Origin of the sequence: Amycolatopsis sp. NBC_00345 (assembly GCF_036116635.1) — a bacterium.
Lineage (GTDB): Bacteria > Actinomycetota > Actinomycetes > Mycobacteriales > Pseudonocardiaceae > Amycolatopsis.
Map to the genome: position 1 here is coordinate 3,860,583 of NZ_CP107995.1, position 17,132 is coordinate 3,877,714.

8 protein-coding genes are annotated in these 17,132 nt (G+C 73.9%); 1 reads left to right on the top strand and 7 read right to left on the bottom strand.

The features are described from left to right. Positions 1–48: 48 nt before the first annotated feature. Both OG943_RS17005 and OG943_RS17010 read right to left on the bottom strand, forming a co-directional pair. On the bottom strand, positions 49–1,656 hold the full coding sequence (locus OG943_RS17005) for a carboxylesterase/lipase family protein (RefSeq protein ID WP_328610747.1): 1,608 nt from the start codon (positions 1,654–1,656) through the stop codon (positions 49–51). A gap of 32 nt (positions 1,657–1,688) precedes the next feature. After that, entirely contained in the window at positions 1,689–2,306 is a 618-nt protein-coding gene (locus tag OG943_RS17010; protein WP_328610748.1) for a TetR family transcriptional regulator, read from the bottom strand. 109 nt (positions 2,307–2,415) lie between these two features. On the opposite strand from OG943_RS17010, the gene OG943_RS17015 reads away from it, so the two are divergent. Then, positions 2,416–3,351, top strand: a complete 936-nt coding sequence (locus OG943_RS17015) for a catalase (protein WP_328610749.1) — start codon at positions 2,416–2,418, stop codon at positions 3,349–3,351. Positions 3,352–3,409: 58 nt separating this feature from the next. Here OG943_RS17015 and OG943_RS17020 read toward each other — a convergent pair whose 3' ends face one another. The 5 genes from OG943_RS17020 to OG943_RS17040 are packed head-to-tail and all read right to left on the bottom strand — an operon-like array spanning position 3,410 to position 17,022. Further along, entirely contained in the window at positions 3,410–4,582 is a 1,173-nt protein-coding gene (locus OG943_RS17020) for a glycosyltransferase (RefSeq protein WP_328610750.1), read from the bottom strand. After that, entirely contained in the window at positions 4,582–5,403 is an 822-nt protein-coding gene (locus OG943_RS17025) for an alpha/beta fold hydrolase (protein ID WP_328610751.1), read from the bottom strand. The genes OG943_RS17020 and OG943_RS17025 overlap by 1 nt, the downstream gene beginning before the upstream one ends. After that, the gene (locus OG943_RS17030) at positions 5,400–5,705 is read right to left on the bottom strand and encodes an acyl carrier protein (RefSeq protein WP_328610752.1); all 306 of its coding nucleotides are present in this window, start codon (positions 5,703–5,705) and stop codon (positions 5,400–5,402) included. Before OG943_RS17030 ends, OG943_RS17025 begins: the two co-directional genes overlap by 4 nt. Continuing rightward, complete coding sequence (locus tag OG943_RS17035; protein ID WP_442874791.1) at positions 5,702–10,024, bottom strand: beta-ketoacyl synthase N-terminal-like domain-containing protein; 4,323 nt, start codon at positions 10,022–10,024, stop codon at positions 5,702–5,704. The genes OG943_RS17030 and OG943_RS17035 overlap by 4 nt, the downstream gene beginning before the upstream one ends. Further along, complete coding sequence (locus OG943_RS17040) at positions 10,024–17,022, bottom strand: SDR family NAD(P)-dependent oxidoreductase (RefSeq protein ID WP_328610754.1); 6,999 nt, start codon at positions 17,020–17,022, stop codon at positions 10,024–10,026. Before OG943_RS17040 ends, OG943_RS17035 begins: the two co-directional genes overlap by 1 nt. Positions 17,023–17,132 lie beyond the last annotated feature (110 nt).

Sequence of the window (17,132 nt, forward strand, 5' to 3'; positions counted from 1 at the left end):
CGCGGCCCGCTGGCGTGAAGTGACGGACGGTGGCCGTCCACACTGTGGTCAGCCGAGGGAGTCCCAGAACCCGCACTGGTGTTCGGCGGCGAAGTCGACCGGCTGGATCGCGCCCGGCACGAACTGCAGGGCCGCGGTGCCGGTCCGAGTGGCCCGCGCCCAGTGCGGCGCGGCGGGCCGGTTCGGGTTCCCGGTCCACGCGAACCGGGTCCAGTAGCCGATCATGTCCGCCGCCAGCTGCCGCTGCGGCGGGGTCTTGAGCAGGTTGACCCCGCCGAGGTCGAAGAACGTCGGCAGGTCGGTGGCGTGCGCGGCGCCCTGGGGCAGCTCGGGCCGGTTGATGCCGTTGATATTGGGCGCGTCCGGGTCGGCGAATTCGTACGGGTAGACGGTCGTGTGCGCGGCGAGCTGCCGGCTCCCCATCGCGGTCGGGCAGGCCCACGCCCCGTCGGTGATCACCGTGGACCAGGCGAGCGCCGCCGACGGGTAGGCCGAAAGCGGGTACCGGGCGGCGACCTGGCCCGCGTGGTCGCCGAAGGCCTGCTGAATCAGCTGCGGGTAGCTCTGCGCGGTGACCGAGGCCGGATCGGCGACGATGGCGCCGCCGACGAAGGCGCGCGCCTCGTCGGCGTTCCCGCCGGAGATCACCGGGACCCGCGCGAACCGGCCGTCCCGCAAGGCGTCCGCCGGATTACGCGGGAGCAGCGGGGTGCCGTAGGCGAGGTGGTCCGCGAAGTCCACAGTGGACGGCAGCAGCTCGGCCATCGACTTGCCGCGCATGCAGTGCAGCACATCGGTGGTACAGCCCATGCTCGCGGCGTGCGAGGTGCCGTCGGCTTCGTCCTGCGCCAGTGAGGTGTAGGGCGTCTGGGCCGCTTCGCCGGGGAAGAGGCCGCCGGTCGGCCAGTCGAGCCGGCACGAGCCCGACGAGATCGCGGCCTTGTCGACGAGCCCGGGGGCCAACGGCGAGGTGAGCATCGCGCACACCGACATGCCCCCGGCGGACTCGCCGAAGACGGTGACGTTGCGCGGGTCGCCGCCGAACGCGGCCGCGTTGCGCTTGGCCCACTTCAGCCCGGCGATCTGGTCGGCGAACCCGAAGTTCCCGGAACCCGGCAGCCCGGGCAGGCCGAAGTAGCCGAAGACGCCGAGCCGGTAGTTCACCGTCACCACGATGACGTCGCCCTGGTCGGCCAGGCGCTGGGCGTTGTACGGGGCGCCGGCGCCGGTGGTGTAGCCGCCGCCGTGCCACCACACCATCACCGGCAGGCGGGCGCCCGGCCGTTCCTGCCGCGGCGTGGTCACGTTGAGGGACAGGCAGTCCTCGTTGATCGGCGGCAAGTTACCGGGGACCACGCCCTGCTGCGGGCAGGGGTTGCCCGCGGTCGTCGCTTCGCGGACCCCGGACCAGTGCGCCACCGGCTGCGGCGGCGTCCACCGCAGCTCGCCCACCGGCGGCTTCGCGTAAGGCACGCCGAGGAACTGCCGGGTCGAGCCGGCCACCAAGCCGTGCAGCTGACCGGAATCCACCGTCACGGTCAACGGCGCCTCGGGCGGCGTCGCGGCCGGGGTCGCGTTCGCCGGGACAACGGCACTGATCAACAACGCCGCCAGCGCGACGGCCAGGCCACCGGTCGCCCGGCCGCGCCGGTTCATCCGGGTCCGAGATCGGTTTCGGTCGGGACGGTTCATCGGGTCACCCCTGCTGCCGTTGCGGCGTCGAAGATCGCTTGCAGTTCCGTGGTGTAGGGCTCGGCCCGGCCGCCGCCGAGGATGTGCGCCAGCGCGCCGTCCAGCGCCGACCGGATCGTCGAGCACATGACGTCGACGTCGAAGGCGCGGAACTGGCCCTGGGCCTGACCGGCCCGCAGGGTGTCGGCGAGTTCGGCCATTTCCTGGCCGTGCCGCCGATGCCGGGCGCGCGACACCCCGTCGGCGGCCCGCGCGTCGGCATAGATCTCGGTCAGCGCGGCCATCGCGGTCGGCTGGGCCGCATAGAGTTCGACGCTGCCGCCGATGAAGGCCAGCACGGACTCCCTCGGGGTGCTCACCCGCGCCAGCTTGGGCGCGAGCGCCTCGGCACCGAGGTCGTAGACGGACTGGACGACCTGCTCGACGAGTTCGGCCCGGTCCCGGAAGTGATAGGTCAGCACCCCGCGACTGACGCCGGCCCGCCGCGCGATCCGCACCGTCGAGGCCCGCGCGAGACCGACCTCGGCGATCACCTCGATCGCACACTCGACCAGTTGTTTCCTGCGTGCGGCCTGGATGAACGACGCACCGTCGTCCGCTGTCCGTCCGGGCATGGGCAAAAATTTAGCAGGCCTGTTCATTTTTCACCAGCCCTGTCCGACGGCGCGACACGTCCGGGCGTTACGCCTGCTCCGGCGCCCGCCGTCCTTGTACGATCCCCGCGTGACCACACCGGACGGGATGACCGCCGAACAAGCCATCAACCGCATCGAGGCCGCCGGGCACCCGCGCCCCCAGGACCGCCGGCTGCACGCGCACGGCGCCGTCTACGAGGCCAAGTTCGTCCCGAGTGGACGGATCGCGCACCTGACCTCGGCCGCGCACCTCACCGCGGAGACCGGCGTGGTGGTCCGCTTCTCCAACGGCTCGCCGCAGTACGACGCCGACGACCGGACCCGCGGCATCCGCGGGATGGCCGTCAAGTTCCTCGACGGCGAAGGCAACGGCGTGCACGACCTCGTCGCCGCGAATTTCCGGGTGTTCCCGAGCAGCACGCCCGAGGGGTTCGTCGAGCTGGTGGAAGCGCTGTCCGCGACCGGCGAGGCCGGGCTGAAGGAGAAGCTCGCCGGCGGTGGCAAGCTCGCCGGTTTCCTGTTCCAGCACAAGGAAAGCCACGCCGGGATCAAGGCGTTCGTCTCCCGGCGCGCGCCGGCCGGCTTCGCCACCACCCGCTACGACGGGCTGCACGCGTTCCACTTCGCCGACGCCGAAGGCCACCGCACGGCGTTCCGCTACCGGCTCGTCCCCCAGCTCGGCGAGGTCGACCTCGAGGCGGACACCACGAAGCTGGAGCGGGGCTTCCTGCTCCCGGACCTCGACCGGCGCCTGGCCGGCGGGCCGGTGTCGTTCACCCTCGTCGTCCAGCTCGGCGAGCCGGGCGACCCCACCCACGACCCGTCGATCGCCTGGCCCGAGCACCGCCCGCTGCTGCCCGCCGGGGAGATCCGGATCGAGCGGCTCTCGCCGGAGTCGGCCGGGTGGGAGCGCCAGGTCTTCGACCCGACCCGGGTCGCGGCCGGGGTCGAGCTCTCCGACGACACCGTGCTGGCGTTCCGCCCGCTCGCCTACTCCGTGTCCGCGGAGCGACGGCTGAGCTGAGGCCCTGAAGGCCACCATGAGGGCATCTATGTCCCTCATGGTGGCCTTCAGGGCATGTTCAGGCCCGAGAGGACAGTGTGCGCTCCTTCGCGAGCTGCTCCAGGTGGCCCGCGGCGGCCGGGCTGCCCCCCGCCGCGTGGAAGGAAGCCGCGATCCTGCGAGCGGCCAGGCGGTACGCGGGATCGGTCAGCACCGCGTCGACGGCCGTGGTGATCCGTGGCGCGTCGGCCCGGCCGAAGCGCAGCCGGAGCCCGGCGCCCGCGTCCACGACCTGGCCGGCGACGATCGGCTGATCGTCGCGGATCGGCGCGACCACCAGCGGGAGACCGTGCCAGAGCGACTCGCAGACCGTGTTGTGCCCCGCGTGGCAGAGCACGGCGTCGACCCGCGCCAGCAACGGCAGCTGCGGGACCTCGGGACGGACCAGGACGTTCGGCGCGACCTCGCCGAGCACCCCGCCCGGGTCGGCGATCACCGCGCGCGCCCGGCCGGCCAGACCGGCGAACGCGGCGGCCACCGTGGCCAGGAACGCCGCTCCCGCATCGGTGTTCGCCGTGCCGAGCGATACCAGCACGGTCGGCTGCGGCGCGTCGAGCCACGCCCACGGGAAGTCCGATGTGGACGGACGGGCGGTGATCGACGGGCCGACCAGCCAGACCGGCCCCGCCACCGTGGCCGCGCCGAGCAGCTCGCGGGTGGTGAACGCCAGCACGCCGTGCGGGGAGAACCGGGGATCCGCCCGGCCCCGGCCGTCCGCGATCCGCGAGCGCAACGCCGTCAGCAGGTCGCCGACCCAGCTCGCGACCTTCGGCATGCCCGCGAGCGGGTCGAGCAGCTCGGCCGACGTCGTCGCCGAGGTCACCCAGGGCACGCCGCGGGCTTCCGCGATCAAGCCGCCCGCCAGCGCCTGCTGGTCGGCGACCACCACGTCCGGCTCGAACGCGCCGATCGCCGCGTGCACCCCGGGCGCCATCGCGTCGGCGAGCGGGATGAGGAAGTCCTGCCAGAGGAACTGCAGCGCCGCGGGGCCCTTGAGCCCGGGCGGACGGGCCGTCTCCGGCGGCAGCGCGCACGGGTACACCCGCGCGTCCGCGCCGGCCAGCCGTCGCAGCAGCTCGCCGTGCCCGGCCCAGGCGACCTCGTGCCCGCGCGCGGCCAGCTCGGCCGCGACCCCGGTGGCCGGGTTGACGTGCCCGACCAGGGGCGGCACCACGAACAGGAACCGGGCCACTAGCGCGCCCGCACCGGGACCCGCGAGGTGTCCCGGACCCAGTCGAAGATCAGCTCGATCGTTTCGGCCGTCCGCTCGACCAGCACCGAGTGCCCCTGGTCGGGCAGCACCTCGGTCCGGCACACGGCCAGGCTCTCCTGCAGGTGCGGCACCTGCGCGGAAAGCCCGGAGTCCGCGCCGAAGATGGCGAGCACCGGGCAGCGGACCGCGGAGAGGTCGTCGTCGATCGTGGCGCTGCGCGGGATGTCCTCGGCCATCGTGGTGACCTGGAGGACCTTGCCCGCCCCCTTCGACAGCCGGGCGGTGTGCGCGCCGTGGTGCTCCTTGATCCAGCCGATCACCTCGTCGAGGCCCAGCCGGTGCTTCGCGTCGGCCAGGCCGTCGGCCATGTGCCGGATCCACTCCTGCGTCGGCGGCTCGGCCTCGATCGCCACGACACCGGCGACCAGGTCCGGCCGGGCGGCGGCGAGGCCGTACGCCACCGAACCGCCGAAGGAGTTGCCCACCACGTACACCGGCCGCGTGACGCCCTCGGCTTCGAGCAGCGCGACCAGGTCGCCGATGAACTGCTCCAGCCGGTACCCGTCCGGCGGGCGGGTGGTCCGGCCGTGCCCGCGCAGGTCGTACATGATCACGTCGAGGCCGCGCTCGGCGAAGGCCGGGCCGAGGGTGAAGTAGTAGCTGGCGAGGCTGTCGGTGAGCAGGCCGTGGACGCACACCACGATCGGCGCTTCCTGGTTGGGCGCAGTACCGTGCAGTGGCGTTTCCGGGGTCAGCCGCTGGACGTGCACGTCCAGCTCGCCCGCCCGGACCCGGCTCACGGCGCGGCCCGCAGGGAACCGACGATGTAGCGGACCAGCTCGCCGATGGTCAGCGCGATGATCTCGTCCAGGTCGCGTTCGGCGATGAAGGTGGCGAAGTTGACGCGGTCGCCGTAGTGCTCGCGCAGCTGCCCGGACAGCGCCACCAGGTCGACGCTCTCAAGTTCGAGGTCGTCGTGGAAGGTGGTGTCCATGGTGATCTCGGCGTCATCAAGGCCGTACTCTTCCAGCAGCACTCGCAGCATTTCGCTGAGCCGCGCGAGCACGGTCACCTCGTCCACGGCCGTGGTCTCGATGCTCATTTTCCCGTCTCCTTCTTCTCTTCGGTCCAGGCCACGACGTACTCGCGCGCCGGCAGCCCGGGCAGATTCGTGAGGCCGGTGGAGCCCACGCGGTACTCGTGCCCGCCCACGCGCACGGTCAGAGCTTCCGGCGAAGCCACCACGACCTCGAAATTCCGTGGCTCGCCCCGCAGCCCCGTGCCCAGCAGCTTCGCCACAGCTTCCTTCGCGGTCCAGAACCGCGCGAACCAGCGGTCCGGCTCGCCGTCCTCGGCCGCCAGCAGCGCCCGTTCGGCCGCGCTCAACGCCGCGTCCACAGTGGAATCAGGACGCGGCTTGACCTCTTCGACGTCGATGCCGCACGGCCCGTACCGTGCGATCGCGACACCGGCTTCGGCCCGGTGGGCCACCGAAATCGTCAACGGCGGCAGCTCACGCCCGTACGCGCCGGTCGCATGAGGACGGCCGGTCTCGTCGTTGCCGATGCGCAGTTCGGCCGGGAACATCTCACGCTCGCCGTCCGCCCAGAGCAACCGGCGCACGGCGTCCTTCGCCGCGATCCGGCCGAGCAGCCACTGGCGGCGCCCTCGGGGCGGGCGGTGTTCGTAGGCCTCACGCTCGGCGCCCGCGAGGTAGTTGCGCATGATCAGCTCGCGCGTGGCCAGGTCCGGCCACTGCTCGTGCACCAGGACCCAGCCGCCGGGCTGCGGCCTCGACAGCGTCGCGCGTTCCGGGGTCCGGTCGGCCTGGCGGATCTCGGGGGTGCTGTCGAAGCGCCGGTCGCGCCAGCCGGCGAACTCCGCCCAGACTCGTCCATTGTGGACGAGCTGCATGTCGGCTTCGAGGAACTCCTCGGTCAGCGAGGTGATCTTCACCAGGCACTCGAGCCGCTCCCCCGGCGCCGGATGCGCGCCGTGGAACCGGATCTCGCGCATCGCGACCGGGAAGACGGTGGTGCGCTCGGGCAGCCGGGCCATGATCCAGTAGCCCAGCACCTGGCCGACGTTGTCCAGCAGCGCGCCGGGGGCGGGCGGGGTGGTCAGCCCGGCCCGCACATGGCGTTCGCCGATCGCGGTCAGCTCGGTGACGCCCTGGAACCGCGGCCCGTGGAACATCCAGCGGTCGGCGTACAGCTCGGCGGCGGTCGTCGACGGCACCTGCTCGGCCGAGGCGGGGAACCGCCACGGCGCGGGCGGATCAGCCGGGTAGTCCGGGGCCAGCTCGACCACGGCCTGGGAGTAGCCGCCCAGCGACGCGAGCACCCGGCCCCGGCCCTGCGGCAGGACCCGGACCGGCACGGAAACCGCGGGGGTCGCGGTGATCCACTGGTTCAGCCGGACGTCGTGCACCGCGACCGCGCGACGGCCCGGCGCGGCCTGCTCCGCGAAGCCCATCAGGTGGTGGATCACCGTGGTGGCGGGCACGATCGGCCAGCGGTCGGCCACGTCCGCCTGCGGTGGCTGTTTGAAGAAGCAGTGGTCGACCAGGTACGGCATCGCCTCGATCGACACCGCCAGCGTGGTCCGCAGCTCCTTCGGCGGCGGGAGACGCCGCGACAGCGTGCCCCGGCCGGCGAGCACTGTGGACGCGAGGTCGGCGGTGTCCTTGAGCAGGGCGGCGAACTCGGCGGCCAGCGGAGGCCCCTCGGCCAGCGCGCCCAGTCCGTCCACTGTAGACACCGTGAGCTGCGCGCCGAGCTGGGCCCGCGTCCGGTCGTCGAGGGAGACCAGCCGTCCGCCGAGGTCCAGCTTGACCGCCGTCCGCGGGGCCGCGGCACGCACCGGGCCCGGCAGCGCCGCGGCGTCGACCGGCAGGCCGTCGGCCCACAGCGCGGTCGCGACCCGCCGCAGCTGGGCCAGCCCCGGGCGGTGCGCGGAGTGCGCCGAGACGACCAGGTGCTCGCTGCCGTGCAGGGTGTCGCCGATCAGCGAGCCGAGCTGCCCGGCCCCGAGCTGGACGAACGCGCGGAACCCGGCCGCGTGCATCGCCTCGACCGTCGGCCGGAACCGCACCGGCTCCAGCAGGTGCCGCACGAACAGCTCCCGGATCTCCCCCGCGCCGGACGGGTATTCCGACGCCGTGGTCGCCGACCAGACCGGCACCTTCGCCGGGTGCAGGGTGTAGCGCTCGGCCGCGGCGCGGATCGGGCCGAGGTAGGGGCTCAGCATCGGGGTGTGGAAGCCGGTGCGGAACGGCAGCACCTGCGTGACGACGCCCGCCGCGCGGAACCGCGTCACGAGGTCGCCGACCGCCGCGGCCGGTCCGCAGATCATCGCCTGGTGGGGTGAGTTGTCGTGGGACAGCACCACGTCCTCGCGGCCGGCCAGCTCGTCGAGGACCTGGGACGCGGGCGCGCCGACCACGGCGAACGCCAGGCCGGGGACGACCAGTGCGTCCGGGTCGAACCCGGCCAGGAACGCGTCCACCTCGTCGGCGGCGTGCAGGCCGCCCGCGGCCATCGCGGTCCACTCGCCGAGGCTGTGGCCCGCCAGCGCGTCGGGGACCACGCCGATCCGGGCCAGCGCCGCGTCGAGCAGCCGTCCCAGCTCGAACACCGCGGTGCCCTGGCGGCCGACGTCGCCGACCACGGCCTCCGTGTGCCGCCACGGCAGCCCGAAGTGGCGCGCGACGTCCCCGCAGTTCAGCGTCAGCTCGGACTCCAGCCCGGGGAAGACGAACGCGAGCCGTCCGCCGCCCGGGCCGAGCAGCGGCCGGTCGGCGAACCAGACGTCGTTGCGGCCACGCCACGGCTTTCCCCGGCCGACGGCTTTACGGGCCAGCGCGAGCCGTTTCTCCGTCGGGTCGACGACCCCGAGCCGGACCGGGCCCTCGCCCTCCCGGGCGGCCAGCACCGCGGAATCCTTGCCGGACAACACTTCACGCAGCGCGTCCACGGTCGGCGCGGCCAGCCGCAGCACACGTTCGACCTCGTGCACGACCACCGGGCCGGCCGGGCGCGGGGCCTGTTCGAGCACGACGTGGGCGTTGATCCCGCCGAACCCGAACGCGTTGACCCCGGCGCGGCGCACCGGCGCGTCCCACGGTTTCGCCACGTCGAGGGTGGCGAACCGGGTCTTCGCGAGGGCGGGGTGCGGGTCTTCGCAGTGCAGGGTCGGCAGCAGTTTCGCGTGGTGCACGGCCAGCGCGGCCTTGATCAGCCCGGCGACCCCGGCCGCGGGCATGGTGTGCCCGATCATCGACTTGACCGAGCCGAGCACCGCGCTGCCCGCGGCGCCGAAAACCTCGGCGAGGGTGGCCAGTTCGGCCCCGTCCCCGGCCGGCGTCGCCGTGCCGTGCGCCTCCAGCAGGCCGATCGAGTCCGGGTCGGCCGGGTCCAGCCCGGCCGCGGCCCAGGCCTGGCGCACGGCCCGGACCTGGCCACCGGAATCGGGGCTGGCCAGGCTCGCGGTCCGGCCGTCGGAGGCGACGCCGGTCCCGGTGATCACGGCGTAGACGCGGTCGCCGTCCCGTTCGGCGTCGGCGAGCCGTTTGAGCACCACCACCCCGGTGCCCTCGCCGATCAGCACGCCGTCGGCGTCACGGTGGAACGGCCGGATGCGCTCGGACGGCGAAAGCGCGCCGAGCTGGCTGAACACACTCCAGAACGTGATGTCGTGGCAGTGGTGCACCCCGCCGGCGAGCACGACGTCGCACCGGCCGGAGGCCAGCTCCCGCACGGCGTGGTCGACGGCGATCAGCGAGGACGCGCAGGCGGCGTCCACTGTGTACGCCGGGCCGCGCAGGTCGAGCCGGTTGGCCAGCCGGGACGCGGCGAGGTTGGGCACCAGCCCGATGGCGGACTCCGGCGCCTCCGGGCCGAGCTGGTCGGTGAACGCCTGCCGGACCGTCTCGAGACGGTCGGCGCCGAGTTCCGGCAGCAGTTCGCCGAGGGTGCGGACGAGCTGGCTCGCGGTGCGGACCCGCTGGTCGAGCCGGGCCAGGCCCGGGGTGAGGTAACCGCCGCGGCCGAGGATGACGCCGACCCGGCCGCGGTCGGCGGGCAGCCGGTCCGCGCCGCCCGCGTCCGCGAGCGCCTGCGCCGCGACCCGCAGCGCGATCAGCTGGTCGGGTTCGGTGGCGGGCACCGAGTTCGGCATGATCCCGAACCCGGTGGCGTCCACTTCGGCCAGTTCGTCGACGAAACCGCCGCGCCGGCAGTAAACGCGGTCGGCGCGGCGGTCGGCTTCGGGCGCGTAATACGCGCTGTCCCACTTCCCAGCCGGCACTTCGGTGATCGCGTCGACGCCGCCGAGCAGGTTCTGCCAGTACGTGTCGAGGTCGGGCGCGCCGGGCAGCAGCACCGACATGCCGACGATCGCCACCTGCTCCGGCATCCGCATCACCAGCCCGACGCGGTGTAGACGACGGCGGTGGTTTCCGGCCGGCCCCAGGCCAGCTCGCGCAGCAGGCCGAGCGTGCCCTCCTCCGGGTCGATCAGCTGGATGCCGCGGCGGGCGTAGTCGCGCATCAGCTCGGGGCTGACCATGCCGTCGTTGGTGCCGGTCGGGGCCCACGGTCCCCAGTGGACGGTCACCGCGCGCCCGGCGGGCCAGGCGCGGCCGAGCGCCTCCAGCGCGTCGTTCGCGGCGGCGTAGTCCGATTGGCCGCGGTTGCCCAGCGTCGCCGCGATGCTGCCGAAGAGCACCACGAACCGGGGCTGCCCCGGCAGTTCCGCGGTCGCGTCCAGCAGTGTCCGGGCGCCGTCGACCTTCGTGCCATACACCCGGGCGAACGATTCCGGGGACTTCTGCGCGATCAGCTTGTCGTCGATCACGCCCGCCGCGTAGACGATGCCGTCGAGGCGGCCGTGCTCGGCGTGGATCTCCTTGACCGCGCGGTGCACGGCTTCGGCGTCCAGCATGTCGACGGACTGGTACCGCACCGGGCTGCCCAGCGCTTCGAGCCGTTCGAGGGTGCCGCGGACCTCGCGTTCGCCCAGGACGCGCCGTACCGCGCGTTCGATCTCGGCCGGGACTTTCTGCCCGTCCGCGATCAGGGCGGCCCGGAGTTCCTTCGCGCCGGCCGCGTTCGGGTAGGCGTCGGCGGCGGGCGGCACCGGCGTCCGGCCGAGCAGCTCGATCCGGCAGCGTGACGCGGCGGCCAGGGTCGCGGCGAACCGCGCGGTGATCCCCTTCGCCCCGCCGACCAGCAGGACGACGGAGCCGCGGTCCAGCCCGGCGGCGGCCGCCTCGGCCGCGCCGTCGCCCGCCGGTCCCGCGCCGCTGCTGCCGAGCAGGCCCAGGCCTTCGTGGGTCATCCGGAGACCGCGCCGGGTGCCGCCGCGCAGCACCACCGGCTCACGATCCACAGTGGACAGTTCGGCGACCAGTCCGGCGGCGATCTCGCCGGTTTCCGTGCCCGGCGGGTGTTCCACGACCCGGGCCAGGGTGTCCGGGTACTCGCGGGCGACGCTGCGGTAGAACCCGCGCAGGCCCTCACCCGGCCCCGCGGTCAGCAGCCAGCGGGGATTCCCGGCGAGCGCGGCGCGGTAGCCGGGGAAGGCCTCCGGCAGCGTCGGCCCGCCTGCCGGCCCCGTACCCGGCTCCGGCAGGTGGAGGACACCGTCGAACCCGGCCCGGACGTCCGCGGCGAGCTCCGCCTCCGCGCCCAGCCCGATCAGCCGGGCGCGGACGGCCTCGGCCAGCGGCCCTTCGCCCAGCAGGAGGAACTTTCGCCCCGCCACGTCCGGCGCGCCGGCGGGGGCCAGCTCGAACTCAGTCATCACGAGCCGTTTCGGCGCCACGATCACCGGCGTGGGTTCCTCGGAACGCGCCGGGGTGATCTCCGGCGTGGTCTCCGGGGTGCTCTCCGGGGTGCTCTCCGGCGCGGCCGGACCGCTGATCAGCTCGGCGATCGTCGCCGCGGTACGGGCCTTCGCGAGTTCCTCGACATCATCGCCGATCTCAAGACCCAACCGCGTAGCCAGCTCACCGGCGATCTCCGCCCGCTTGATCGAATCAACACTCAAATCCGCCTCAAGGTCGAGATCCGGCTCGATCATCTCCACCGGATACCCGGTCCGCTCCCCGATCACCTCGATCACCGTCTCCAGCACCGAACGCCCCAATGTGGCGTTCGGTGCGTCCAACGCAACCAATGTGGCGTTCGGTGCGTTGGACGCAACCAACGCCACATTGGGGCGCTGGGCACCGATCAGCTCAGCGATGGTCGCCGCGGTACGAGCCTTCGCGAGTTCCTCGACATCCCCACCGATCTCCAGACCCAACCGCGTAGCCAGCTCACCGGCGATCTCCGCGCGCTTGATCGAGTCAACGCTCAAATCCGCTTCGAGATCAAGGTCCGGCTCGATCATCTCCACCGGATAACCGGTCCGCTCCCCGATCACCTCGATCACCGTCTCCAGCACCGGGCGCGAAACCACCGGGGCCACCTCCGGCACGGCCACCGGCGCCAGCTCCGGGACCGGTGCCGGGGCGACGACGGCGAGGGGAACCGACGCGGCCTCGAACACCGGTGCGGCGGCCGGGTCGGCGCCGAGGTAACCGAGCAGGACGTCACGCTGGGCCGCGATCATCTCCCGGCTGGTGCGCAGGAAATCGGCGACCATCGCCTCGGCGCCGCCGGCCGGGACGCCGGGCTGGGGTGTGGTCACAAGAACCTCCGGGAGGCGCTGGGCGGGGTGCAGGGCCGCGGCCGGGATCGTGCCGTCCGCGGTGCGGACCAGCTGGCCGTCGACTGTCCATCCGGGACGCTTCGGCCGCTTCGCCTTGGCCGCGTCGACGGCGTCACGGCCGCGGAACAGCCAGCCGGTTTCGACGGCCGCGCCGGAGACGGCCAGTGCGGCCAAGGCGCCGAGGAACCCGGCCAGCCCGCGCCGTCCCGGCTGCTCGAACCCGACCGTCCGGTGTGGACGGTCACCGAGGATCGCCTCGACCTGGCGGGCCAGCACCGCGCCGGGCCCGGCCTCGACGAACACCCTGGCGCCGGCCGCGTACATCGCCTCGACCTGCTCGACGAACCGGACCGGCGAGCCGAGCTGGGCGGCCAGTCCGGCGCGGACCTCGTCCGGGTCCGCCGGATACGGGGCCGCGGTGCGGTTTCCGTACACCGGGACGGCGGGGGCCACGACGTCGAACGCCGCCAGCGCCCGGCCGAACGACTCGCCCGCGCCGGCGACCAGCGGGCTGTGGAACGCGCACGCGACCGCGATCCGCTTCGCGCTGAGCCCGGCGGCGCGCAGGTGCCCGACCGCGGCCTCGACGTCGGCGGTCGGCCCGGAGATCACCGTCTGCCGGGGCGAATTGTGGTTGGCCAGCACGACTTCGGCGAGTCCCGCGTCGGCGAGGACCTTCCCGACGTCCGGGGCGGGCGCCGTGACCGCGGCCATCGCGCCCGGGTCGGCCTCGGGCACCGCGTCGATGATCGCCTCGGCCCGCGCGTGGCTCGCGCGCAGCAACGCGTCCGGGGTCAGGGAGCCGGCCGCGGCCAGTGCGGTGAGCTCGCCGTAGCTGTGCCCGCCGAGCATGGCCGGCCGGACGCCCGCGCGAGTCAGCAGCCGGAACGCGGCCAGCCCGGCCAGTCCGAGCGCGGGCTGGGCGACGCGGGTGTCGGTGACGCGGTCGGCCGCGGCCTGCCGCGCGGGCTCGCCGAACACCGCCGGGCCGAACACAGCGTCCGTGGTGGCCGGATCGAGCCTGAGGTAGCGGTGCAGCTCGGGGAAGGTCACGAACAGCTCGGCGAGCATGCCGGGGCGCTGGCTGCCCTGCCCGGGGAACAGCACCGCGACCTCGCCCGGTTCGGTGCCGTCCGCGCGGAGCACGCCGGGGGCGTCCTGCCCGGTGAGCGCCTGGCGCAGCAACCCGGCCAGTTCGTCCACAGTGGACGCGACGAGCGCGAGCCGGATCCGCGCGCCCGACGCGACGGCGGCCTCGGCCCGGCGCGACGCGCTCAGCGCCAGGTCCCGCAGCCGCCACGGCCGGTGCCCGGCGGGCACGTCCTGGACGAGCGTGAGCAGGTCCCGCACCGCCGCGTCGGCCGTGAAGGTGAACAGCTCGGCCGGCCATTCGTCGCCGACCTGGGCCGGCGGTACCCCACCGGCGTGCGCGCCGAGCACCACGTGGAAGTTCGTGCCGCCGAAGCCGAACGCGCTGACCCCGGCGATCCGCTCGGCGGGCGGCGCGGCCCACGGCTGTGCGGCCGCCTGGAACACGAACGGGCTCGTTTCGGCGTCCCATGCGGGGTTCGGCGAAGCCAGGTGCAGCGTCGGCGGTTTCACGCCGGTGTGCACGGCGAGCGCGGCCTTGATCAGCCCGGCCAGGCCCGCGGCGCACTTGGTGTGCCCGATCTGCGACTTCACCGAGCCGATCGTGCAGCCGCCCGGCGCGGCCCCGGCCTCGGTGAACACCTGCGTCAGCGTGCCCAGCTCGGTCCGGTCGCCGACCACGGTCCCGGTGCCGTGCGCCTCGACCAGCCCGACCTGCGCCGGGGACACGCGTGCGTTGCGGTAGGCGCGGGTGAGCGCGTTGTGCTGGCCTTCCGGCCGCGGTGCGGTGAGGCCGAGCGCGCGGCCGTCGCTGGCGGCGCCCACGCCCTTGATCACCGCGTACACCCGGTCGCCGTCGCGGTCCGCGTCGGCGAGCCGCTTCAGCACGACGCACGCGACGCCTTCGCCAAGCGCGATGCCGTCGGCGGCGCTGTCGAACGTCGCCGAGCGGCCGGTCGGGGAAAGCGCGTGCGCCGAGGCGAACAGGAGGTAGTCGTTGATGCCGTTGTGCAGGTCGGCGCCGCCGCAGAGGACGAGGTCGCTGGTGCCGCCGGCCAGCTCCTTGCAGGCGGCGTCGACCGCGGTGAGCGAGGACGCGCACGCCGCGTCGACGGTGTAGTTGGCGCCGCCGAGGTCGAGCCGGTTGGCGATGCGCCCGGCGATGACGTTGGCCAGCACCCCCGGGAACGAGTCCTCGGTGAGCCGGGGCAGCTGCTCGTCGAGCCCGGGCGGCAGCTCGCCCACATAAGCGGGCAGGACCGAGCGAAGGGTCATGGCGTTGGACAGGTCGCTGCCGGCCTCGGCGCCGAACACCACCGAGGTCCGCGAGCGGTCGAAGGCGCGGTCCGCGTACCCGGCGTCGGCGAGCGCGCGGTGCGCGGCTTCGAGCGCCAGCAGCTGCACGGGTTCGATGCCGGCCAGCGACGACGGCGGGATGCCGTACTGCAGCGGGTCGAACCCGATCTCCGGGAGGAACCCGCCCCACCGGGACGGGGTGCGCTCGCCCTGGCCGTCCGGGTCGTAGTAGAGCGAGGTGTCCCAGCGCTGCGGCGGCACCTCGGTGACCGCGTCCGCGCCGGCGAGGACGTTCGCCCAGAACGCGGCGAGGTCCGGGGCCTGCGGGAACATGCAGGCCATCCCGACGATCGCGATGTCGAGCGGTTCCGGGGCGGGCGGCTCGGGCGTGGAGTCGGCGACGGCGGCGGCCCGGGCGCGCAGGAAGGCGTTCGCGCCGTCACCGACCGAGGCGTGCAGGTCCGCGATCGTGGTGACGGCCGAGCGCAGCACGGCGACCTCGCCGGCCATGAACATCCCCTCGGCCAGCTGCCGGTCCTCGCCGACCTCGCGCAGGGCGGCGCCGACGCGCTCGATTCCCTTGCTGGCCAGGCGAAGCCGTCCGACGTTGAGGGTCTCCAGCTGCTCCCAGGCGTCCCGGCTGGGCACGCCGCGCCCGGCGAGGCCGGCCTTGACCGCCGCGTACTCCTCGGTGAACGGGCTGCGGACGCAGCGGGTGGCGTGCCCGGGCGCGGTCTCCAGCAGGTCGGTGTGCTCGGCGTCGAGCAGCTGGCGCTGGAACAGCGGCAGCACGGCGCCGGCGTCGACCGCCTCGCGGGTGAACAGGTACGCGGTGCCCATCAGCACGCCGATCGCGGCGCCCCGCGCGGCCACGGGCGCGGTGAGCGCGGCGACCATCGCGGCAGAACGCTCGTCGTGGATCCCGCCGGCGAACAGGATCTGCAGCTCGCGCGCGGCGTCCGGTGTGACGGCGAGGAAGTCGGCGAGGACGCCGAGCTGGGCCTCCCACAACGGAAAGCTCGTGCGCGGCCCGACGTGGCCGCCGCATTCCGAGCCCTCGAAGACGAACTTGCGCGCGCCGGCTTCGAGGAACTGCTTCAGCAGCCCGGGCGAGGGCACGTGCAGGAAGGTCGCGATGCCGGCCGCTTCGAGGTCGGCGGCCTGCGCCGGGCGGCCCCCGGCGATGATCGCGTGCGACGGGCGCAGCTCGCGGATGACCTCGAGCTGCGCGGCTTTCACGTCGTCGGCGGCGAAGCCGAGCACGCCGACGCCCCACGGCGCGTCACCGACCGCCTCGCGGGTCCGCAGCAGGACTTCGCGGGTCTGGTCCGGGCCGGACAGGGCCAGTGCGATGAACGGGAGCCCGCCGGCCGCGGCGACCTCGGCGGCGAACGCGGCCTGGTCGCTGACCCGGGTCATCGGCCCCTGCGCGACCGGCAGCGCGGTGCCGAACGCGCGGCTGCCGGCGGTGTCGGGGCCGAGCACACGGGTGTCCGTGGCCAGTGCTTCGCCGATGGCGTCGCGGATGCCGCGCACCGAGGCGGTCACGGTGGCCCAGCGGTCGCGGAACCTCGTGGCGAGGAAAACATCCTGGCCGGCTTCGAGTGGTTCGCGGTGACTGTCCTTGGTGTCTTTGTTGTCCCGGCTACTGCGGCTGTTCCGGGGAGCCAGCCGCCGGACGCCATCGGTCACCACGGTCTCGGAGCCGTCCAGGCCGGTGAGCGCGACGGTGCCGGCCGGCGGCAGCTCGGCCTCCGGGAGCAGCGCGAGCTGGGTGTCCAGCACGACTCCGGCGGCGCCGCCCGCGACCGCGGCGGCGGCAGTGTGCGGGCCGATCCCGCCGGCGGCCCAGACGGGCACGTCGAGCGTTTCGTCCGCGAGCAGGGCCTGGAGTAACACGAACGTGCTCAGCTCACCCACCCGGCCGCCGCACTCATGACCACGGGTGATCAAGCCGTGAGCCCCGCCCGCGACCGCCCGCGCGGCCGACGCGCGGCTCGTGACCTCGGCCAGCACTCGCCGGCCCGGGAAGTCCCGCGCGGTGCCGGGGGAGTCTTCGGTCAGCAGCACCGTGCGGGCGGCTTCGGGCAGGTCAGCGCCCGTCGGCGGGTGCGTGAGCCGGACCCCGAACTCCGGGGTACCCCACTCCCCCAGCAGGGCGAGTTCTTCCGCGCCCGCGGCCTCGTCACCGGTCAGGTCGAGCACGCCGAGCGCGCCGCCGCGCCCGGCCGCCGCGACGCACCGCGCCGACGGCCACCGGAGTGGCGACACCGCGACTACCAGCCCGGCGGAACCGAAGTCGTCTTTCACAACAGGCATAAGAACTCCCGCTACGCACGAAAGGGTGATAAGGCGTAACGGGGTGCAACTTAAACAGGGGGGTCCGGTTTCGTCAACAACCCACCGTGATCTTCGTGCCGTGGTGGAGA